Raw genomic sequence first — 21130 nt, forward strand, 5'->3', positions numbered from 1 at the left:
AACACATTCTCATGCCTGAGGGGAACAGTTCGTGCAGAACCAGTAAGTGGAGTGGCCAACTAATCCCGGACACGACGTTAATTTTTTCTCGGCCTGCGCCGGTGCCAGCCCGTGAGCGGTCATGTAGCCACGCTCGGTATTCCTGGGTTATGGCGGGTGCAATAAGTCTGCGCGTCGCTCGCGTCCCACCGTCACCACACGACTCAACAAGAAGGACTCAACACAGTTTGATTCAAGTCAAACAACGACGCTCGTCGGGCGTCATGCTCTGAGCCATACGTTGGGGCAGGGCCCGGTCATGACAGTCAAAGGATTCGTTGATGTGGTTCATACCTTCCGCGCCCGCTGGCGGGGAATGGCGGAGCGGTTCCCCGGTTTTCGATCTGGCGCAAGCGTCTGGAGGAGGGAGGCAATTATCTTGTTGGCCACCCTGGTGATGCTGGCGATGGGTTATTTCGTCACGCTTCACTTCGCCTCGCGTGCCGTACAGTCTTTGATAAGCACCTGCACCGCGCAGCTGGAAATTGAATTTGAAATAGCCGAAATAGATTATCCGCGAAGGGCGTCGCCGCGAGCCCTATGTCAATGCGTGGCCCAGGCGCTCTTGGAAAAAAACAGCCTCGTTTCCCTGGCATTGGTCGATGGTCTGGGTCTTGATCCGATCAACCTTGAACCCGTGACTGAGGAGGATTCGCAGCAGTGCATAGATGCCTTATGGCTTCCCGATATCGAACTCGGCGGGCTGGCCCGTTGAATAGGCGCGGTTGCCCTGACCTGGTGTGTTGATCAACTCGTCCGCTTGGTCATGTCCAGGTGGCCGTTCGGTTACGCATTCACTGCCTCGTCGTTCGGACTTCAGTCCGACTGGAACTGCGTTCTGATTGGCCGCCTGCCTTGGCATGCCATCTTCAGACTTCGTTAAGACAAGGCCTCGATACTCCCCAGCAACACGTTTATGGAGAGCATCGGCCCATGCCTGATTTCGATTGGAATATCCACTTGCCCCTGGCTTTCGGGGGCGACGGACAGCCTCTGCGCCAATTGCACCACGGTCTGCCGGCTCACCCTCGGCGTGCTGAGTTCGAAGCGTTTATCCAGCAGCGTTTCCGCCAGGTCCATGGCGCCGATATTCGTCACTTCATGCCAGAGCTGTTCGGACTCGATGATGCCGGCGGCACGCTCTGTGCCGTAGCTGGGGTACGCCGCGCTGCGCAAGAACCACTGTTTCTCGAACGTTACCTGGATGAGCCCATCGAGCCCTTGATCAGCGCTGCGGCCGGTCGTCCGGTTGACCGTGCCGGCATCGTCGAAGTGGGCAACCTGGCCGCCTGCGACACCGGTAGCGCCCGGCTGAGCATCATCTCCATCACTTACTTGTTGGCCGTCGCCGGCCTGGAGTGGGTGGCGTTCACCGGCAATGCCGGCCTGGTCAACAGCTTCCATCGCTTGGGCCTCAAGCCCGTGACCCTGTGCCCGGCTGATCCACTGCGCCTGGGCGAGGATCGTCATCTCTGGGGGCGTTACTACGACACTCAGCCGTGGGTCCATGTCGGAAACATCCGCGCGGGTTTCATTCATCTGCGCAACACCGGCTTGTTCAATCGACTGGAGCTGTCCACCGCGCCTGGGGAGAGCAGCCATGTCGCCTGAGGTGCAACGATTTCAGCAAGCCCTGCGTGGGCATTCCGAGCGCCAGGGGCATGCCATTGCTCTTTGGGGGGATGACGCGCAGATGGATTACGCCACTCTGTTTGCCGAAGTCCAGCAGCGCCAGCAACGGCTGCGGGATGAGCAGATCAGCGTGGTTGCGCTGGCCTTGGACAACGGCATTGATATGATGCTCTGGGATCTTGCCGCGCTATTCGAAGGACTGGCCTGCGTCATCCTGCCCGGATTCTTCAGCCCGGCCCAACGTCGCCACTGCCTGGAGCAGAGCCAGGCCGAGCGGGTGATTGCAGAGCCAGCCTACGCCGCAGAACTTCAAGCCGCCGGCTACCGGCACAGTGGCGAATTCTGGCAGCGACACTTCGCCGGGCCGAACCGTCTGCCGGCGGGCACCGCCAAGCTGACCTTTACCTCCGGCACCACGGGTACGCCCAAGGGCGTCTGCCTGAGCGCCGACAGTCTGCTGCGGGTTGCGCGCGAGCTGGAGCAGGCCAGTCAACCGGTCGAGGCGAGGCATCACCTGGCCTTGTTACCCCTGGCGATTCTGCTGGAGAACCTTGGCTGCTATGCGGCCCTGTATGCCGGTGCCATGCTCAGCGTGCCCAGCCAGCGAACACTCGGGATCCAGGGCGCCAGCGGGGTCGATCCGACACGCCTGCTGGGCTGCCTGGCCGAGCGGCGGGCGCAGAGCCTGATCCTGGTTCCACAATTGCTGCTGATGCTGGTCATGGCCGCCGAACAAAAGGCGTTCAACCCCCACCTCGTGCGGTTCGCCGCCGTGGGTGGCGCTCGGGTGTCCCACGATCTGCTCAGACGGGCCGAAGCGGTAGGCTTGCCGGTGTTTGAAGGCTATGGACTGTCGGAGTGCGCGTCGGTGGTGTGCCTCAACCGGCCACAGGCTCATCGCTGTGGCAGTGTCGGCCGGCCGTTGCCCCATGTGCAGCTTCGCCTGGCCGATGACGGCGAAGTCATGATCAAGGGCGCGACCCTGCTCGGGTACCTGGGGGAAGCCCCGCACTCGGACCCGTGGTGGCCCAGCGGTGACCTGGGGGAATTCGACGATGACGGTTTCCTCTACTTGCGGGGTCGCAAGAAGCATCAGTTCGTCACCAGCTTTGGCCGCAACGTCAACCCCGAGTGGGTCGAGGCCGAGCTGACCCAGGGCGGCGATATCGCCCAGGCCTTTGTCTATGGCGAAGCCTTGCCGCACAACCATGCCTTGCTCTGGCCCACCCGCGTCGACTGCACCCCACAGATGCTGGAGCTGGCAGTGAGCCGGGCGAACGCCAACTTGCCCGATTACGCGCAGGTCCATCGCTGGACGCGACTGGACGAGCCTTTCACTGCGGCCAATGGCTTGCTCACTGCCAATGGGCGCCCGCGCCGGGAAGCCATTGTCGAGCACTACCGAACCTTGCTCACCGAATCCGTTCTGTCCGAGGAGTCCCCTTCATGAGTTTTTTCGACACCCTGCAAGAAGCCACGCAGCAAGAGCGCCATACGCTGTTCAACCTGCCGATCATTCGTGATGCGCTCGACGGTCAGGTCAGCCTGGGCGCTTACCGGGCGTTTCTGATCCAGGCCTATTACCACGTGCGCCACACCGTGCCGTTGATGATGGCGTGTGGCGCGCGCCTGCCCGCGCGCCTGGAATGGTTGCGCAAAGCCGTGTGCGAGTACATCGAGGAAGAATATGGCCACGAACAATGGGTGCTGGATGACATAGCCGCCTGTGGTGGCGACAGGGACGCCGTGCGCGACGGGCAGCCGTCGTTGCCGATCGAGCTGATGGTCAGTTATCTCTACGACCTGATCGCCCGGGGCAATCCAGTCGGATTGTTCGGCATGGTCAATGTGCTCGAAGGCACCAGCATCGCCCTGGCGACCCACGCCGCCGACAGCATCCGCCAACACCTGGAGCTACCGCCCGCGGCATTCAGCTACCTCAGCTCGCACGGATCGCTGGATATCGAGCACATGCAGACCTACCGCGGCTTGATGAACAGGCTGGACGATCCGGCGGACCAGGCTGCGGTGATTCATGCCTCCCAGGTGGTGTACCGGCTTTACACCGATATGTTCCGGGGCTTGCCCCGTGACGGGGAGCATGAACATGCGCCTGTGTGATGCGCGGGTGGTGTTGACCGGGGCCAGCGGCGGGATCGGCCTGGCGATTGCTTCGGCCCTGTGTGCCAGTGGTGCACGGGTACTGGCCGTGGCCAGGCATGGCGAAACCTTGCAGCCGCTGATCGAACGCTACCCGCAACATTTGTACTGGGTCGGTGCCGACCTGACTTTCCTGGCTGACCGGCGCAAGGTCCTGGCCTCCGCCGAGGCGTTAGGTGGCATCAACTTGCTGATCAATGCCGCCGGTGTGAATCACTTCGCCATGCTCGAGCAGCTCGATGACAGTGAAATCGCTGCCATGCTTGCGCTGAACATCACGGCGCCGATCTGTCTGACCAAACTGCTTCTGCCGTTGCTCAAGCGAGCCGACAGCGCGATGGTGGTCAACGTCGGCTCGACCTACGGATCCATCGGCTACCCCGGCTATGCCAGTTACTGCGCCAGCAAGTTTGCCTTGCGCGGATTTTCCGAGGCCTTGCGCCGGGAACTGGCCGATACCCGTGTCGGCGTGCTCTACGTGGCGCCACGGGCTACCCGCACCGCGATGAACACGCCGGCGGCCGATGCCCTGAACCAGGCGCTCAAAGCCAATGTCGATGACCCGCAAACGGTCGCGTCGGCGGTGATCCACGCCATCATCGGTGATCGTCGCGAGCTCTACCTGGGCTGGCCCGAGCGGTTTTTCGTAAGGCTCAACAGCCTGCTGCCCAATCTGGTCGACCGTGGTCTGCGCAAGCAATTGCCGCTGATCCGTCGCCTGAGTCATAAACCCGAAAACGAGCAACCCAAGCCATGAAGAGAATCCTTGTCGGTTTACTGCTGGGCACCTTGGTTCAAGGCGCCTGGGCCCTGGATGCCGCTGATCAGCAACGCCTGCATGACATCCAGCAAAGCTGGGCACATATACAATATGATCTGCCTGAGGGACAACGTGCCGAGGCCTTCGAAAAACTCGCCGTCCAGACGTCGGCCTTCAAGCAGGAGCGCCAATCCGTGGCCGAGGCGTGGATCTGGTCCGGCATCGTCAACAGCAGTTGGGCCGGTGCCAAGGGCGGCATAGGGGCGCTGAGCAAGGTCAAGGGCGCCAAGGCTGATCTGGAAAAGGCCCTGACCCTTGATCCCCAAGCCCTGCAAGGCTCGGCCTATACCAGTCTCGGCGCATTGTATGACCGGGTGCCGGGCTGGCCTCTGGGATTCGGGGACCCGGACAAGGCCGAGCCGTTGCTCAAGCAGGCATTGCAACTTAATCCCAATGGTATCGATAGTCTGTACTTCTGGGGCGATCACCTCTACCGTCAGAAGCGCTATGGTGAAGCCAGGGTTGCCTTGCAAAAAGCCTTGTTGGCAGCGCCCCGGTCAGGGCGGGAAAGCGCCGATGCCGGGCGTCGCAAGGAAATCGAAGCGTTGCTGGCAGATGTGAACAGGAAACTCGACTGACAGGAGTGTGCGTGCGTTTATTACTGATCGAGGACGATGTGGCGCTGGGTGAAGGCATCCGTCAGGCACTGATTCGCGAGGGCTATACCGTCGACTGGCTGCAGGACGGTAGCAGTGCCCTGCATTCGTTGCTCAGTGAAGCCTTTGACCTGGCGGTACTTGATCTGGGCCTGCCTCGTATGGATGGTCTGCAAGTGCTGCGTCGCTTGCGCGAGAGTGGTAGTCACCTGCCGGTACTGATTCTCACTGCCCGCGATGCGACCGAAGACCGCATCGCAGGGCTGGATGCCGGGGCCGACGATTACCTGGTCAAGCCCTTCGACCTGGCAGAGCTCAAGGCCCGGCTACGGGCCCTGCTGCGGCGCAGCGCGGGCCGTGCCCAGGCGCTGATTGAGCACGCCGGCATCAGCTTGAACCCCGGTACGCAGCAAGTCAGTTACCAGGGCAAGCCGGTGGCACTGACGCCCAAAGAGTATCAACTGCTCCACGAATTGCTCTCACCGCCGGGGCGGGTCATGACCCGCGACCATCTGATGCAACTGCTGTACGGCTGGAGCGAGGAAGCCGAGAGCAACACGCTTGAAGTCCATATCCATCATCTACGCAAGAAGTTCTCCACCGACCTGATCCGAACCGTTCGCGGTGTCGGCTACCTGGTGGAGGAGCACCGATGAGTTCGATCCGCCGCCGTACCCTGACGTTGATCCTGGGCCTGCTGTTCCTTGGCCTGTTGATCATCACGGTCTTCAATCTGCACGACAGCAACCACGAAATCGCCGAGGTCTATGACGCGCAACTGGCCCAGAATGCCCGTTTGCTGCAGGGCGTCATGCGGATGCCCATGGCGAGCAAGGAGCATGCCGAGCTGTACCAGGCGTTCAACTCGGCCTTGGGGCAGGCGGAGCCCAAGGTCGATGGTCATCCCTACGAAAGCAAGATTGCCTTCCAGGTCTGGAACGCACACGGTTCCGTGCTGGTCCACACCTCCAGCGCGCCGTCCTTCACTTCGCCACCGATCGCTGCCGGTTTCAGTGAGGTGATGGACCAGAAGAACCACACTTGGCGGGCGTTCGTGCTGGACGACCCGCAGTACGGCCTCAAGATCTGGGTGGGGGAGCGCGACGACGTGCGCGCCGATCTGGTGGATCGCATCGTTCGGCATACCGTGCTGCCCAACCTGATCGGCAGCGTGCTTCTTGCCACGGTGATCTGGTTGGCCATCGGCTGGGGGCTCAAGCCCTTGGTGGACATGGCGGCGACATTGCGGGCCAGGCATCCAGGCTCACTCGAACCCCTGCAGATGATGCCGTTGCCGACAGAACTTGAGCCCATGCAGGCGGCGCTCAACCGTGTATTGGCGCAGATCCAGGAAGTCATGGGCCGTGAGCGGCGTTTTATCGCCGATGCGGCCCATGAGATGCGCACGCCCCTGGCGGTACTCCGGGTGCACGCACAGAACCTGATGGAGGCGGGGGATGAACAAAGTCGTCGCGAATCCCTGGAGCATTTGCTCGCCGGGGTCGATCGCACCACGCGCCTGGTCAACCAGCTGCTGACCATGGCGCGGCTTGAACCGCGGGTGATTGCCGAGGCGCCTGCCCCGATCGATCTGGCTGCCACGGTGCGTGCAGCCCTGGTGCCGATGACGCCTTGGTTATTGAGCAAGGGACTCGAGCCAGTGCTGGATGTCAGCGACGACATCGGCCTGGTTCGAATCGATCCGGTGGCCATTGATATTGCCTTGAACAATCTGGTGACCAACGCTGCTAGGTTTTCGCCAGCCAATGGCGTCATTACGGTACGGCTGGCCAGGAAGGATGATTGTTATGAACTGTCGGTTGAAGACCAGGGGCCGGGTATCGACGAGGCCGAGCGTGAGCGGCTCTTCGAGCGGTTCTATAGCCGTGGCAATGATCAGGGCGCGGGGTTGGGCCTGACCATCGTGCGCACCATAGCCGAGCGCCTGGGCGGGCAGATTCATTTGGAGAACCTCCCTGGAGGAGGGCTGTGCGCCACCTTGCAAATGCGCGACGCTCAGGCACTCCAGGCCTCTGCCAAGCTGTTTTCAGGTCAAAAATGAATGGCTGTGAACCCCTGCGATTTCGCTGGCCGCGCTGCGCGCCGTGCATGTGACGCCAATCAACGTGGCAGAAGCCAGGCCTGAAGCGGTTGCTTTACAGGTCATCGGCGATGGGCATCTGCCTCAATCCAACTGCTGCGGCGCAATCACCCACAAGCTGCACGGCATCTTGTACAGCAGACTTTCCACAGTACTTCCGATCAGCTTGTCCAGGCCGCCATAGCCCACGCGACCCATGACGATGACATCGATGTCGTGGGCCCCGGCGTAGCTGGCCAACACCTTGGCCGGATCACCCATGATCATGCGGCGTTGTTCCGGGGCGATGCCATTGCGTTCGGCCAAGGCGTCGAATGTCGCACCCTGGGATTCATAAAGCTGTCGGGCCAGCGTCGAGGAAAAGAATGGCGAGCCATTGCCAAAACCGTATTCGGCGGCAGTGATGGAGGACAGGTCATAGGCGTAGATGACTTCCAGTTCCGCATCGCAGCTGGCAGCCAGTTTGTTGGCTTCGCTCAGGATCCGGTCGTTGAGCCCCTGGTAGCGGCCATCGTGGTGGAACGGATCGACGGCAGCCAGGATTTTACGCGGACGTGCATGAACCACTTTGTTGACGAAATGCAATGGCACCTTGCATTCATGCAGCAGGTGCACGTCCAAAGGCGTGAACATCATGCGCGAGATCCAGGACTCAGGGTCCACCGTCTTGATCAGTGCCTCCATCGATGCTTCTTTGAGGTGGACCAGGATTTCCTGCAAGGGGCGCTCCACCCACTGCACTTCTGTCGTGACCTCGAGGCCGAGCTTGCGCAGGGGTCTGGCTTTCTCTTCCAGCCACTGGCGGTGGCGTTCGATGTAGCCCAGGCGCATCTGCTCCAGTGCCTGTTCGTTGACCAGGCCGGCCGTGGCCAGGCCTTCCAGGTAATCAAAAGCGACAATGTGCAAGGCGGCGCCCTCGGCCTTGGCCAGGGCGGCTGCCCGGTCGAACGCCGGGTTGTGTTCCATCAGTGGCGAAACGACCAGCATCAAGCGTGGTTGCGTAGACATGACAAACCTCCTGGGCAAAGACCTGTTGGCGCCGGGCGACTTTCGCGCGGGCTGTTTCCGCTATCGATCATGAGCGTGGTGAGCCTGGGTAACTTGATTTGCATCAAACACGTTTGAAAGCGTCGCATCGGTGCCGACCGAGCAACAGCGCAATGATTGATCATGATCAACCCGTCCAGCGTAATCGGGCGCAGGCTGGTGCCTGATCTTGAAATCCAGGCTCACCCGCCATGGGAGGTTGGTCATGATTATTCGGCTTGAGGAGCGGCAGGCAGAAATGCGCTGGATGGTGCACCTGGATGCCTTTTGCATAGGTTTCAGGAGCGCTGGTGAAGCGCTGTCGTTCACCAGGACATTGCAGGCGCGGATCGACGCGCCCCATGTCTGGCCGCAAGACGTGATTGCGCGCGCACAAGCGTCGCAGATCGTTCATGCGGCGTCCCGATGAACGTGCGTCAAATGGCGCCGTAGAGCCATGGCCGTGATCGAGGTCCTGGGCTTTGTCAACGCTGGCGCGGCGCTGGGAATCGGCCTGCTCGTGGGGCTTGAGCGTGAGCGGCGCAAGGGTGAGGAGGGCCGGCGCGATTTTGCTGGCCTGCGTACCTTTGCCGTTACTTCGATGTTGGGGTATGTCACGGCCTGGACCGGCGGACCTTTATTGCTAGGGTTTGTTGCGCTGGCACTGGGCGCATTGGTCACCATGGCGTATTGGAAAAACCTGGCCGAAGACCCTGGCATCACCAGCGAAGTCGCATTGTTCGCGGTGTTGGTGTTGGGCGCGCTCTGCGTCAGTGCACCGGCCTTGGCTACTGCGATAGGCGCGGTGATGGCGGGGCTGCTGGCCAACCGTCAGGTGCTGCACCATTTTGCCCGCAGCCAGTTGACCGCTGCCGAGTTGCGCGATGGCCTGACGCTGTTGATCGCCGCGCTGGTCATACTGCCCCTCACCCCGGACCGTTACCTGGGGCCTTACAACGTCATCAACCTTCGCACCATTTGCGCCCTGACTGTCATGTTGATGGCGGTAGCGGCACTGGGGCACGTCGCGGTTCGCACCCTTGGCAATCGCTATGGCTACGCCCTCGGCGCCATTGCATCGGGGTTTGCCTCCGCTACGATGACGGTCGCGACCATGGGACACATCGCCGCGAAGGAACCGCTCAATATGAATGTGCTGAGCGCGGCCGCAGTGCTGGCCAACCTGGCGACCCTGGCACAGATAGCACTGATTCTCGGGGCGGTGGAGCCGGCGCTGCTGCGTTGGCTGGGATGGCCGCTTCTATGCGGGGCGGTGACCATACTGCTCTACGCCAGCGCATTGATGTTTACCCGGCCCAGGGCGCCAACCGAGGAGAGGATCAAGCACGGCGGCGGGGCCTTCAGTCTGAAACTGACGTTGATGGTAGTCGTGGCAATGACCGTCATCACGGTTGTGTCGTCAGCGATGCTGAACGCGTTCGGGCAGGCCGGGGTGGCCGTCACCGCGATTTTCAGTGGCCTGGTAGACGCCCATGCCTCGATGGCCTCCATTGCGTCGTTGGTCAAGGCCGGTCTGCTGCCCTTCGAGGCGAGTGCCGTACCGGTGTTGTTAGCGATGAGCAGCAACTCCCTGAGCAAGTGCGCGGTGGCCTGGCTCAGTGGCGGGCGAAAGTTCGCCGTGCAGGTGATTACTGGCCAGGCGTTGGTAACGCTGGCGGTGTGGGCGGGATTGCTGCTACCGAATTTTTGATCCTCAATGATGGCCAGTTGAGGAAGATCAAGTCTGGCTTGCGCCACAGGTTCATTCTGGAGCCTCGATCCTTCAACGGGCTGTCGCCCTATGTCGAGGTGTTCCATGTCCCAGACTCAACGTTTATTGCTGTTGGCGCCTGACGCCATGACCCGTACGCCTGCGTTCGACCGTGCCACCGAGCTGGCGCTGGCGATGGACCTGCCGCTGCATATCGTCGCCATCGATTATCTGGAGGTGCTGTCGGTGGCCGGTCTGTTCGCGCCCGACCAGGTCAAGAGCGCCCGCGACGGTTATTTGGAAACACATCGACATTGGCTGTGGCAACAGGCCGAGCTGGCACGGCGGCATGGGGTCGAGGTGACCTGTGAAGTGGTCTGGAGCAAGGATGCCTATCAAGGTTTGCAGCAATACATCAAGGAATTGCCGCTGGCGTTGATCATCAAGGATGCACAGCCGGAGCCGGCGCTGAAACGGATCTTCTTCACGCCGTTGGACTGGCGCTTGCTGCGCGACTGTCCTGTACCGGTGCATCTGGTCACCGATTCGCGCAACCCCCGGCCTCGGCGAGTCCTGGCGATCGTCGACGTGCTGCGTAGCGAGGAACAGGACCTGGTGTTCAACGACCAGATCGTCAACGCCGCCGTCAAGTTGGCCGAGCAATGCAACGCCGACGTCGAGTTGCTGCACGCCTTTGACTGGACCGCCATCTATGCGACGGACATGGGCGTCGGCGCGCTCCCCCTGGCGACTGGAATCTATGAGGCATTGGGTGAGGCGCAGCACGAGGTGTTCGAGTCCCTGGCGGAGCGGCATGGGGTCGCGCCGCACAAGCGTCATTTCGTCGAAGGGGCACCGCTGCCGGGTATTTGTAAGTTCGCTCACGACCACCAGGTCGACGTGATCGTGATGGGGACCACGGCACACCATGGCCTGGACAGGCGCCTGGGCACTACCGCCGAGCTCTTGCTGCAACGAGCCCCTTGCAGCGTATGGGCGATCAAGCCGCAGGCTTGACCGGAGTCACCTGCGCGGGCCCCTTTCTACAGGGTACCCGCGCAGCCTCGTCGCTAAAGGTAGAGGCGATGAATGACTTGCCGGGTGTCCTCGGGGTCGGTGCGGGTTTCGAACCCCAGGCTATGGGCCAGGTCGCGCATGGCGGCATTGCTGGCGGAGTCGACGGAGTACATCTGGCGGTAACCGTTTTTACGCGCCGTTTCTATCAGGTGTTCCATCAACAGCGTTCCCAGTCCCAGGTGTTGCCATTGGTCGGCGACGGTCACGGCGCACTCGCATTCGTGATCAGAGGTCGCGCAGTAACGGCTGACGCCGATTTCGATCAACTTGCCATCGTCATGGACCAGGGCGATGTAGGCCAGGCGAGTCTTATAGTCGACTTCCATCAACTGATCGAGCATCGCCGTTCCGGGCTCATTGATTTGCGATAGAAAGCGCATGTGCCGCGATTCTGGAGACAGGCGCTTGATGAAGTCATATTCGCGCTGGCGATCCTCTTCCCGCAGCGGCCTGATCAGCACATGCCGGCCGTCTTTGAGCGCTTGAATCCAGTGCTTGCCGCTGATGCTGGCATACAGCGCGGCGGCGCGTTCGTTATGGGCTTTGACTGTGAGCATGATCGATCCTCCGTCGGATAAGCGTGCAGTGCGAAAAAAGTTTCGCATTCGTGCAGTTCTACGCCGGTGGCGGCAGTCGATTCTGATCTGGATCAGCCTCGGCGTACCCAATCGTCGATTGCATTGACGTTGATTCAGATCAAACCGCTTGGGGCGTCGATGGGCGCACGCTGCAGGTCATGTCGGACAGTGTCCGGTGCGAGGTGCCGGCTCCCGTTGAACAACCGGGTGGAGGTGTGCGATGGAGCAATACCAGCGTCTGCTGTTGATCGTCGAACCCGACTTGCACCCCTCTGCTGCGATGCGCAGGGCCTGCGCCCTGGCCCGGGCCAGCGGTGCCGAGTTGCATTTATATGTATTCGTCCAGCCGCCGACACATACCCACCTATGGGGTGAGAAAACAGACGAAGCGAACGTGCAGCGGCATTTGCATCGCTATCGCCGCTGGATGGCAGAGGAGGCTGCGCTGCTCAAGGAAGAGGGGTTGAATGTGTCGACGCGTGTGGTCTGGAGCACTCATCCTCTGCTGGACATCCTTCGTTACGTCGAACAGTTGCAACCCGATCTGCTGATCAAGGATGTCACCCTCGAACCCTTGCTCAAGCGGGTCTTTGCCACGCCCCTCGATTGTCATCTGTTACGCGATTGCCCGGTGCCGGTGCACCTGGTCAACCAGGCCGTTCACGGCATGCCGCGCCAGGTGCTGGCAGCAGTGGATCCCTCCGATCCCCAGGCCGATGCCTTGAATGAGCAGATTGTCCAGGCCGCCGGGGCGTTGGCCCGGCAATGCGACGCTCCGTTACACCTGTTGTATGCCTGCGACCTGTCGGCGGCGTTCAACGGAGAGGCGTCGCTACTGGCAGGGGCCTGGGACGACGATTATGTCGAGGCCCTGCGTGAGTCGTTGCATACGGCGTTCGTCAACCTGGCCGAGCGCTGCGGTGTGCCGGCGCAGCGAAGGCATTTCGTCGTTGGCCTGCCGATACCGGTCCTTCATGAACTCGTCGATGAGCTAGAGGTTGATGTGGTGGTGATGGGGACCGCACACCGGGTCGGCCTGGAGCGCTTGATCGGCAGCACGACGGAGCGGGCCTTGTATTCGATACCGGGCAGCCTGTTGGCGGTCAGGGGATAAGCACGATGGCGCCATTGACCTGTCCGCTGCGTAAGACTTCCAAGGCTTGATTGGCTTCGATCAAGGGCAAGCAGGTCACGCTGCAATGCACGGGGGTGTGTTGCAGCTGCTGGAAAAATGCCACGCCATCGGCACGAGTCAGGTTGGCCACTGAACGCACGCTGCGCTCCTCCCATAGCAAGCGATAAGGAAAACTCGGAATGTCGCTCATGTGGATGCCGGCGCACACCACGCAGCCACCTTTGGCGGTGGCCTTCAAGGCCAGCGGCACCAGCTCGCCCACGGGTGCGAAGATCAGGCTGGCGTCGAGCAAATGTGGCGGGAGTCGATCCGATGGGCCGGCCCAGGTTGCGCCGAGTGATCGGGCGTAAGCCTGGCCAGCGTCATCGTCGGGCCGGGTAAAGGCGTAGACCTGCTGGCCTCGGCCCACGGCGACCTGAATCGCCAGGTGAGCAGCGGCGCCGAAGCCATAGAGTCCCAGATGAGGGGCGTCTTGGGCCATTTGCAAGGCTCGGAAACCGATCAGCCCCGCACACAACAAGGGCGCCGCTTCGGCCGCATCCAGGGCGTCAGGGAGAGGGAAACAGAAACGCGCGTCGGCGACGGTGTAGTCGGCGTAACCGCCGTCCAGCTGGCAGCCGGTGAACAACGCCTGATCGCAGAGGTTCTCCCTTCCCGAGCGGCAGAACTCACAGATCCCGCAGGTCCAGCCCAGCCAGGGGACACCCACTCGTCGACCGATCCAGTCGGTGGCTGTGTCCGTGCCGACAGCGGTGACTTGCCCGACGATTTCATGACCCGGCACCCGAGGCAGCCGGGCCTGGGGCAACTCACCGTCAAACAGATGCAGGTCGGTGCGACATACGCCGCAGGCCAGGACTTTGATCAACAGTTGCCCGCGTACCGGTATCGGCAAGGCGCGTTCTTCCAGCTTCAAGGGTTGGCCAGACGAGTGCAGGACCATGGCGCGCATGAGGATTCTCCTGTCTGAGCAGACGGTTCCATGCCGATGAGCCCGAACCTTCTAACACCCTAGCCTCCCTGGTTCTGATGTAAATCAAGTCGGGATCATTCCTGCGTTCCAGAATCCACCCATGGCACGCTGTTCGACGGCGGCTCCGACGACCGGCAGGAAGCGCTGCCAACCCATCTTGTCTGGAGGACGCGATGAGTGATTTTCTCAGTCCCGATCAACTGGAAGGTATCGATGCCTATTGGCGTGCTTCCAATTACCTGGCGGTGGGACAGATTTACCTCAAGGACAACCCCTTGCTGCGCAGGCCTTTGCAAGTTGACCAGGTCAAGCCGCGCCTGCTCGGCCACTGGGGCACAACGCCCGGGTTGAACCTGATTTATGTGCATCTCAACCATCTGATCAAGACCCACGACCTGGACATGATCCTTGTCACGGGGCCTGGGCATGGCGGTCCGGCCATTGTCGCCCAAAGCTACCTGGAGGGGAGCCTCACCCAGTATTACCCCGCGATTGAACAAAACGAGAACGGCATGCTGCGCCTGTTCCGGCAGTTTTCCTGGCCGTATGGGTTGTCCAGCCATGTTTCTGCGCAGATTCCAGGTTCCATCCACGAAGGGGGAGAATTGGGTTATTCCCTGGCGCATGCCTATGGGGCGGCGTTCGATAATCCAGGGTTGATCGTGACGTGTGTCATTGGCGACGGGGAGGCAGAGACCGGTACGCTGGCGGCGAGCTGGCACTCCAACAAGTTTCTCAACCCCGCGCGTGACGGCGCCGTCCTGCCGATTCTTCATCTCAACGGTTTCAAGATCGCCAACCCCACGCTGCTTTCGCGCATCAGCGAGGACGAACTGTCGGCCCTGATGTATGGCTACGGCTACGACCCGTTTTTTGTCGAAGGCGACGACCCGCTCGTCGTTCATCAGCAGTTGGCCAAGACCTTGGATGAGATGCTGCTCAAGATTCGTGACATCCAGCGCAAGGCCCGTACGGACTCATCGGGACGCACTGTGGAGCGCCAGCTCTGGCCACTGCTGATCTTGCGCACGCCCAAGGGCTGGACAGGCCCCAAATTCGTCGATGGTCAGCAGGTTGAAGGTAGCTGGCGCGCCCACCAGGTCCCGCTGAGTCACCTCGAACAGCCTCGGCATTTGACACAGCTGCAACAGTGGCTCGAGAGCTATCGACCCGAGGAGTTGTTTGACGCCAACGGCGCGTTGCGGCCTGACATCGCCGCGTTAGCGCCGACAGGCCATCGGCGTCTGGGCGCCAACCCCCATGCCAATGGTGGTTTGCTTCTCAAACCCTTGGAAATGCCCAGGTTCAACGAATATGCCGTGCAGTTTTCCGCGCCGGGTGCCATCGAGGCCGAGGGCACCCGTGTATTGGGCGGATACCTGCGCGATGTGATGAAGCACAACCTCAAGGCTGCCAATTTCCGTCTGTTCGGGCCCGACGAAACTGCCTCCAATCGGCTCGATGCGGTATATGAGGTCACTGGCAAGACCTGGTTGGCCGCGCTGGAAGCAGGGGATACCAACCTGGACAGTGCGGGACGTGTAATGGAAATCCTCAGTGAGCAGGTGTGTGAGGGCTGGCTGGAGGGGTATCTGCTGACCGGACGCCATGGGTTGTTTTCCTGCTATGAAGCCTTCATCCATATCGTCGATTCGATGTTCAATCAGTACGCCAAGTGGCTCAAGACCGCAGCCCAGGTACCGTGGCGCACGCCGATCGCATCGCTCAATTACCTGCTCACCTCCCATGTCTGGCGACAGGATCACAATGGCTTTTCCCATCAGGATCCAGGGTTCATTGATCTGGTGGCGAACAAAAGTGCCAACGTGGTGCGCATTTACTTGCCCCCCGATGCAAATTGCCTGTTGTCTGTGACCGATCATTGTCTCAAGAGTCGCAACCACATCAACGTGATCGTGGCCGGCAAACATCCGCAGTGGCAATGGCTGGATATCGACTCTGCGATTCGCCACTGCATGGCAGGCATTGGCCGTTGGGCTTTTGCCTGCAAGGACGATGAAGATCCGGATGTGGTAATGGCCTGTGCCGGTGATGTACCGACTCTGGAAACCCTGGCCGCCATCACGTTGCTGCGCCAGTACGTGCCGGACCTGCGTGTACGGGTCATCAATGTGGTGGACCTGCTGGTGTTGCAACCGCCGCAACAACATGACCATGGCCTGTCGGATGCTGAGTTCGACGAGCTGTTCACCGTGGACAAGCCGGTGATCTTCGCCTTCCATGGCTATCCGTCGCTGATCCATCGGCTGATCTATAAACGTCATAACCACGACAACTTCCATGTCCACGGCTTCATGGAGCAAGGCGCGACCACCACGCCATTCGATATGGTGGTGATCAACCAGCTCGATCGTTATCGATTGGCCCTTGACGTTATCCAGCGAGTGCCACGGCTGAGTCCGCTGGTCGACAGCGCCCGTGATCGATATTGGGAAACCATGGAAAGGCATCAGCTCTACGTCATCGAGCATGGGCAGGACCTGCCCGAGGTACTGGAGTGGCGCTGGACGCCCACATCGCCATGACGGCCGCTATTTATCATGGCATCAAGCGCTGCATCGTGGCGTTAGAGCCTGTCTCCGGAGAACCATCATGAGCCAGTATCAACGCCTGCTGCTGATCCTCAACCCGGCGCAAAGATATTCACCGGTCCTTCATCACGCCGCGGCCCTGGCGGCAGCCAGCGAAGCGCATCTGCATGTCACCGCATTGATTCCTTCGCTGGATATCTTGTCGCTGCTCGAACAGGAACCTCGTGAAGAGGCGCGGCAGAACTATCTTCAGGACCAGCGCAATTGGCTGGAGGAAGAGGCCGACAAAATGCGGCACCGGGGCTTGCGTGTCACCACCGAAATAGCCTGGGCCGAGACCATGGGTGAACAGATCCTGCAGCACGTCTCGCAGTTCCAGCCTGACTTGCTGATCAAGCAGGTCCAGCATGAGTCCCTGCTCAAGCGCGCATTCTTCACCCCACTGGATTGGCAACTGCTGCGCAAATGCTCCGTTCCGTTGTACATGGTGGGCGCGGCCGGTCACGCCTTGCCGCGCAAAATAGTCGCGGCTGTGGACCCTTCCAGCGCCTTTGCACAGAACAGCGGGCTTAACGACCGGATTATCCGCCAGGCACTTGGCCTGGCACTGCAATGTGACGCCCAGTTGCACCTGGCTCATGCCTACGACGGGTCGTCGGTCTATCTGGGAGATGTAGGGGGCGGCGGCGTGTCGCTGTCGCAGCTCAGCAAGGAATTGCGCAGAAGCCTGGAGAAATCCTTTCTGGAACTGGCCAACCTGTTCGGTGTGCCTGCCGAACGCAGGCAGTTTCTGCTGGGTCATCCGGTTTCGGCGCTCAGTGAGTTTGCTCTGGAGCATGACGTGGATGTGATCGTCATGGGCCGCTCCCAGCACAATGATCCGTTTGGACTGCTGGGCAGCACGACAGAGCACATCCTGTATCAGGTGCAGTGCAGTGTCCTGGCGGTCTGACGAAGTCAGCCCTGGCGACCGAGTGGTGGACGCAAGTCACCGGCCGCCTGGGTGAACAATGCGATCAATAGCTTTCCCATCGTTTGTCCAGGAGCACCGCTATGCGCATGACTTTTCTCGGGGCCGCAGGCACTGTGACCGGCAGCAAGTACCTGCTGGAACATGACGAACAGCGCATCCTGATCGACTGCGGTCTGTTTCAGGGCTACAAGCAGTTACGCCTGCGTAACTGGGATCCCTTCGAACTGCCGATGCAGGACCTGGATGCGATCGTATTGACCCATGCCCATCTGGACCACAGTGGATACTTGCCGGTCATGGTGCGCAATGGCTATCGCGGCCCCATCTACGCCACACCCGCGACCTGTGAGCTGGTGAAAATCCTGTTGCGCGACAGTGCCCGCTTGCAAGAAGAAGAGGCCGAATACGCCAATCGCAAGGGGTTCTCCAAACACACGCCGGCCTTTCCGCTGTACACCCGTGAACATGCCGAACGGGCGCTCAAACTATTGCGTCCGGTCGCGTTCGAACATTCGCTGGAGATCGCCCGGGGCATCGCGATCCTGCTGCGCCGCGCCGGGCACATCCTGGGCGCCGCCACCGTTCAGGTTCAGGCCGGTGGCGTGACGCTGGTCTGTTCAGGTGACCTGGGCCGGCCCGAGGATCCGGTGATGTTCGCGCCGAAAGCCATCGAGCAGGCAGATGTCCTGCTGGTGGAGTCCACCTACGGCGACCGTCGGCATCCGCATGAATCGCCGGAAGATCAATTGGCCGAGGTCATTACCCGCACCGCGCTGCGCCGGGGCATCACCCTGGTGCCCTCGTTCACGGTCGGTCGCGCTCAACTGTTGATGTATCACCTGTATCGCCTGAAACAACGCCGGGCGATCCCTGATATCCCGATCTACCTCAACAGTCCCATGGCCATCGACGTGACCCGGCTGTATCAGCGCTTCGCTGATGAACACCGTTTATCCCGGGAGGAGTGCGAAGGCATGTGCCACATCGCCCACCCGGTGCGCTCGGTCAAGGATTCCATGGCCCTGGACCTGCAGCGCACCCCGGCGGTGATCATCGCCGCCAGTGGCATGGCCACCGGGGGACGGGTGCTGCATCACCTCAAGAGCCTGGCGCCCAATCCCATCAACACCCTGCTGATGCCCGGCTTCCAGGCCGGCGGTACGCGAGGCGCGAGGATTGTGGCGGGCGAGCCTGCGGTGCGCATCCACGGTAAGGATGTACCGATCAATGCTGAAGTCGTGCCTATGCAAACACTGTCGGCCCATGCCGATGCCGACGAAATCATGCAATGGCTGCGAAGCTTCAAGACGCCGCCACGGCAAACCTATGTGGTGCATGGGGAGCCCAATGCGTCCGATGTCTTGCGCCACCGGATCTGTGACGAGCTGGGTTGGTCGGTGTCGGTGCCGGCGTACCGCGATAGCGTGGAACTCTGAACGATCGCCTTCGAGCGGGCATGACACAAACTTGTTCGGTCAATCGGCGCAGGCATGAAAAAGCCCCTCGTCGTTGGCCGGCGAGGGGCAGGCTTCAAAGCAGTCAGTCAGACTTGATCGGTACGACCTTTTCCGCTTTGATTGCTTCTGGTTTTTTCGGCAGTGTCAGCGTCAGCACGCCCTTGTTGAACTGAGCTTCGATCTTGTCGCTATCGATGCCTTTTGGCAGGCTGAACACGCGTTCGAAGGAACCGTAGTGGCGTTCGGACAGGTGATAACCCTTTTTCTTTTCTTCCTTGGCTTCCTTCTTTTCCCCCTTGATGATCAGGTTGCCGTTGGCCAGGCGGATCTCTATGTCTTTCTGATCCATGCCAGGCAGCTCGGCGGTAATTTCAAAGTTTTTTTCCTTTTCGCTGATGTCCACTGCCGGCAGGCTGGCGGAGAACTCACGGCGCCAGAAGGGCTCTACATCGAACAGTCCGCGGCTGAAGGTTGAGAGCGCTGTGCCCCGGTTGAAATCTTCAAACAGGTGATCCACCTGCTGACGAAGTTTTTCCAGCGGATGCCAGGTATCTGTCCTGGCGGAATGCTGGACTTTCTGGTCGGTGTGGACCGGCATCTTTTTCACTGAATTGGACATTGGATATTCCTCTTTGGTGATGTCCGGAGGGCGCCAGGCTCCATCGCCGGGCACCGTTGCCGAACGGGTCAATGCACGCCTGCGAACCTACAAAGACAGCTGGCCGGACCAGAGCATCCAACCGGCAAAGATGGCTGCCACCCAGATCACCAGCAGCAGGCTCCAGCCGAAGCCATTAAGGGCACGGTCGGTTCTGGCCCGTTGAGCGCTCAGGTAAATCAGCGAACCGGGGGCATAGAGCAGGGCGCTGAGCAGCATGTACCGGGGGCCGGCGGCGTAGAGCAGCCAGACGCAATAGCCCGTCGCGACCACGGCGATGGTCATGTCGCGCAGTTGCAGCCCACGATGACTGGCGTAGGTCTGGCCTTGCCAGGTCATTTTCAGTGCATACAGGCCACTGAACAGGTAAGGCAACAGGATCATCGAGGTGGCGAGTGAAATCAGGGCCAGGTAGCTGGCGCTCGAATACAGGGTCAGCAACAGGAACAGTTGAATGCAGCCGTTGGTGATCCACAGCGCGTTGGCAGGTGCGCCCTGTTGATTTTCGCTGGCCAGCAGTCGGGGCATGACCTTTTCCTTGGCTGGGGTGAACACCGATTCGGCCGCGAGCAGCGTCCAGGCCAGCAACGCACCACCCACCGACACAATCAGGCCGATGCTGATCAGCACAGCACCCCAGGGCCCGGCAACCACTTCCAGCACTCCTGCCATGGAAGGGTTCTTCAGGGCGGCCAGTTCGGGTTGCCTGAGAATGCCCAGCGACAGCAGGGAAACAGCGATCAGCAACAGCAATGTCAGGATGAAGCCAATCACGGTGGCTCGGCCGACATCAGCCCGCTCGGCTGCCCGGGCAGAAAATACGTTGGCGCCTTCGATACCAATGAACACCCAGACGGTCACCAGCATGGTGCTCTTGACCTGGTCCAGTGTACTGCCCAGTGCCGGTGCGCCCCAGAAATCCGTCAGGAAGGTGTCCTTGGAGAAGCCGGCAATGACCAGGCCGATGAACAGCAGCAGCGGCACCACTTTGGCGATCGTGGTCATGGCGTTGGCTTTGGCGGCGGTGCGCATTCCGCGCAGGATCATCCAATGCAGCGCCCACAACACGATGGACGCGCCAGCAATCGCGGCTTTGTTGTTGCCTTCGCCGAATACCGGAAAGAAGTAACTGAGGGCAGCGAACAGGATCACCAGGTAACTGACGTTGCCGATCCAGGCGCTGATCCAATAGCCCCATGCTGAATTGAACCCCAGGAATTCGCCGCCCAGCGCACGAGCATAGGCGAATACACCATTGTCCAGTTCCGGCTGGCGGTTGGAGAGCGTCTGGTAAACCAGGGCCAGCGAGAGCATGCCCACGCCAGTGATGAGCCAGCCGATCAGGATCGCGCCGGCGCCGGCGCTGGCCGCCATGTTCTGGGGCAGGCTGAAGATGCCGCTGCCAATCATCGAGCCGACAACCAGGGCGACCAACAGGCTCAGCGACAGGCGTCGGGGCTCGATCTTGCGCAAACTGCCAGCCAGAGGATGAGGTTTGACGGTCGGGACGAGCGGTTCTGTACCGTGCAGTTGTGTTGCCATGATCTAAGCCTCCATGAGACGGGAGGTTCGGTAACCTTCGTCGATACAAAGGTTCGAACGCTACGTCTTAATGTCGGCCTGGAGGCGCAAGGGGGTATTG

20 protein-coding genes are annotated in these 21130 nt (G+C 60.9%); 15 read left to right on the top strand and 5 right to left on the bottom strand.

Translation table 11 applies throughout. From position 1 onward, the window contains the following. Nucleotides 1-298: 298 nt before the first annotated feature. From ACODTO_RS01920 to ACODTO_RS01955, 8 genes are all read left to right on the top strand, one after another. A complete protein-coding gene (locus ACODTO_RS01920; protein ID WP_139642104.1) occupies nucleotides 299-754 on the top strand; it encodes a hypothetical protein in 456 nt (151 codons plus the stop codon). Nucleotides 755-972: 218 nt separating this feature from the next. Further along, on the top strand, nucleotides 973-1650 hold the full coding sequence (locus ACODTO_RS01925) for a thermostable hemolysin (protein WP_139642106.1): 678 nt from the start codon (nucleotides 973-975) through the stop codon (nucleotides 1648-1650). Continuing rightward, entirely contained in the window at nucleotides 1640-3121 is a 1482-nt protein-coding gene (locus ACODTO_RS01930; RefSeq protein WP_489105880.1) for an AMP-binding protein, read from the top strand. The genes ACODTO_RS01925 and ACODTO_RS01930 overlap by 11 nt, the downstream gene beginning before the upstream one ends. Continuing rightward, nucleotides 3118-3792, top strand: coding sequence for an iron-containing redox enzyme family protein (locus ACODTO_RS01935; RefSeq protein ID WP_139642110.1), 675 nt, complete (start codon nucleotides 3118-3120; stop codon nucleotides 3790-3792). Before ACODTO_RS01930 ends, ACODTO_RS01935 begins: the two co-directional genes overlap by 4 nt. Next, complete coding sequence (locus ACODTO_RS01940) at nucleotides 3779-4588, top strand: SDR family oxidoreductase (RefSeq protein WP_139642112.1); 810 nt, start codon at nucleotides 3779-3781, stop codon at nucleotides 4586-4588. Before ACODTO_RS01935 ends, ACODTO_RS01940 begins: the two co-directional genes overlap by 14 nt. Further along, nucleotides 4585-5229 carry a tetratricopeptide repeat protein gene (locus tag ACODTO_RS01945; RefSeq protein ID WP_489105881.1) on the top strand — a complete coding sequence of 215 codons (645 nt, stop codon included), beginning with the start codon at nucleotides 4585-4587 and terminating at the stop codon, nucleotides 5227-5229. The genes ACODTO_RS01940 and ACODTO_RS01945 overlap by 4 nt, the downstream gene beginning before the upstream one ends. Before the next feature lie 11 nt (nucleotides 5230-5240). Continuing rightward, nucleotides 5241-5903 carry a response regulator gene (locus tag ACODTO_RS01950; RefSeq protein WP_489105882.1) on the top strand — a complete coding sequence of 221 codons (663 nt, stop codon included), beginning with the start codon at nucleotides 5241-5243 and terminating at the stop codon, nucleotides 5901-5903. Beyond that, nucleotides 5900-7309 (top strand): sensor histidine kinase, encoded by a 1410-nt coding sequence (locus ACODTO_RS01955; RefSeq protein WP_464711508.1) that lies wholly within the window; start codon nucleotides 5900-5902, stop codon nucleotides 7307-7309. Before ACODTO_RS01950 ends, ACODTO_RS01955 begins: the two co-directional genes overlap by 4 nt. Nucleotides 7310-7432: 123 nt before the next feature. Here ACODTO_RS01955 and ACODTO_RS01960 read toward each other — a convergent pair whose 3' ends face one another. Further along, a complete protein-coding gene (locus ACODTO_RS01960; RefSeq protein WP_139642120.1) occupies nucleotides 7433-8356 on the bottom strand; it encodes a universal stress protein in 924 nt (307 codons plus the stop codon). Between the two features lie 244 nt (nucleotides 8357-8600). Between ACODTO_RS01960 and ACODTO_RS01965 the strand changes: the two genes are divergently transcribed. From ACODTO_RS01965 to ACODTO_RS01975, 3 genes are all read left to right on the top strand, one after another. Next, nucleotides 8601-8804, top strand: coding sequence for a hypothetical protein (locus ACODTO_RS01965; RefSeq protein WP_139642122.1), 204 nt, complete (start codon nucleotides 8601-8603; stop codon nucleotides 8802-8804). Between the two features lie 33 nt (nucleotides 8805-8837). Beyond that, nucleotides 8838-10085, top strand: coding sequence for an MgtC/SapB family protein (locus ACODTO_RS01970; protein WP_139642523.1), 1248 nt, complete (start codon nucleotides 8838-8840; stop codon nucleotides 10083-10085). A gap of 105 nt (nucleotides 10086-10190) precedes the next feature. Then, complete coding sequence (locus tag ACODTO_RS01975) at nucleotides 10191-11102, top strand: universal stress protein (protein WP_139642124.1); 912 nt, start codon at nucleotides 10191-10193, stop codon at nucleotides 11100-11102. 53 nt (nucleotides 11103-11155) lie between these two features. On the opposite strand, the gene ACODTO_RS01980 is transcribed toward ACODTO_RS01975, so the two are convergent. Further along, on the bottom strand, nucleotides 11156-11719 hold the full coding sequence (locus ACODTO_RS01980; RefSeq protein ID WP_139642126.1) for a GNAT family N-acetyltransferase: 564 nt from the start codon (nucleotides 11717-11719) through the stop codon (nucleotides 11156-11158). Nucleotides 11720-11960: 241 nt separating this feature from the next. On the opposite strand from ACODTO_RS01980, the gene ACODTO_RS01985 reads away from it, so the two are divergent. After that, on the top strand, nucleotides 11961-12854 hold the full coding sequence (locus tag ACODTO_RS01985; RefSeq protein WP_489105883.1) for a universal stress protein: 894 nt from the start codon (nucleotides 11961-11963) through the stop codon (nucleotides 12852-12854). Here ACODTO_RS01985 and ACODTO_RS01990 read toward each other — a convergent pair. Beyond that, on the bottom strand, nucleotides 12844-13827 hold the full coding sequence (locus tag ACODTO_RS01990; protein ID WP_489105884.1) for a zinc-dependent alcohol dehydrogenase family protein: 984 nt from the start codon (nucleotides 13825-13827) through the stop codon (nucleotides 12844-12846). The genes ACODTO_RS01985 and ACODTO_RS01990 overlap by 11 nt on opposite strands. 194 nt (nucleotides 13828-14021) lie before the next feature. Between ACODTO_RS01990 and ACODTO_RS01995 the strand changes: the two genes are divergently transcribed. From ACODTO_RS01995 to ACODTO_RS02005, 3 genes are all read left to right on the top strand, one after another. After that, complete coding sequence (locus ACODTO_RS01995) at nucleotides 14022-16394, top strand: phosphoketolase family protein (RefSeq protein ID WP_489105885.1); 2373 nt, start codon at nucleotides 14022-14024, stop codon at nucleotides 16392-16394. A 67-nt stretch (nucleotides 16395-16461) separates the two neighbouring features. After that, entirely contained in the window at nucleotides 16462-17352 is an 891-nt protein-coding gene (locus tag ACODTO_RS02000; RefSeq protein ID WP_139642133.1) for a universal stress protein, read from the top strand. 101 nt (nucleotides 17353-17453) lie between these two features. Then, nucleotides 17454-18809 carry an MBL fold metallo-hydrolase RNA specificity domain-containing protein gene (locus ACODTO_RS02005; protein ID WP_139642135.1) on the top strand — a complete coding sequence of 452 codons (1356 nt, stop codon included), beginning with the start codon at nucleotides 17454-17456 and terminating at the stop codon, nucleotides 18807-18809. A gap of 103 nt (nucleotides 18810-18912) precedes the next feature. Here ACODTO_RS02005 and ACODTO_RS02010 read toward each other — a convergent pair whose 3' ends face one another. Together ACODTO_RS02010 and arcD are read right to left on the bottom strand one after the other, a co-directional pair. Continuing rightward, entirely contained in the window at nucleotides 18913-19449 is a 537-nt protein-coding gene (locus ACODTO_RS02010; RefSeq protein ID WP_489105922.1) for an Hsp20/alpha crystallin family protein, read from the bottom strand. A gap of 87 nt (nucleotides 19450-19536) precedes the next feature. Then, entirely contained in the window at nucleotides 19537-21030 is a 1494-nt protein-coding gene (gene arcD, locus ACODTO_RS02015; RefSeq protein WP_489105886.1) for an arginine-ornithine antiporter, read from the bottom strand. Nucleotides 21031-21130 lie beyond the last annotated feature (100 nt).

Source organism: Pseudomonas sp. FG13, assembly GCF_057809755.1.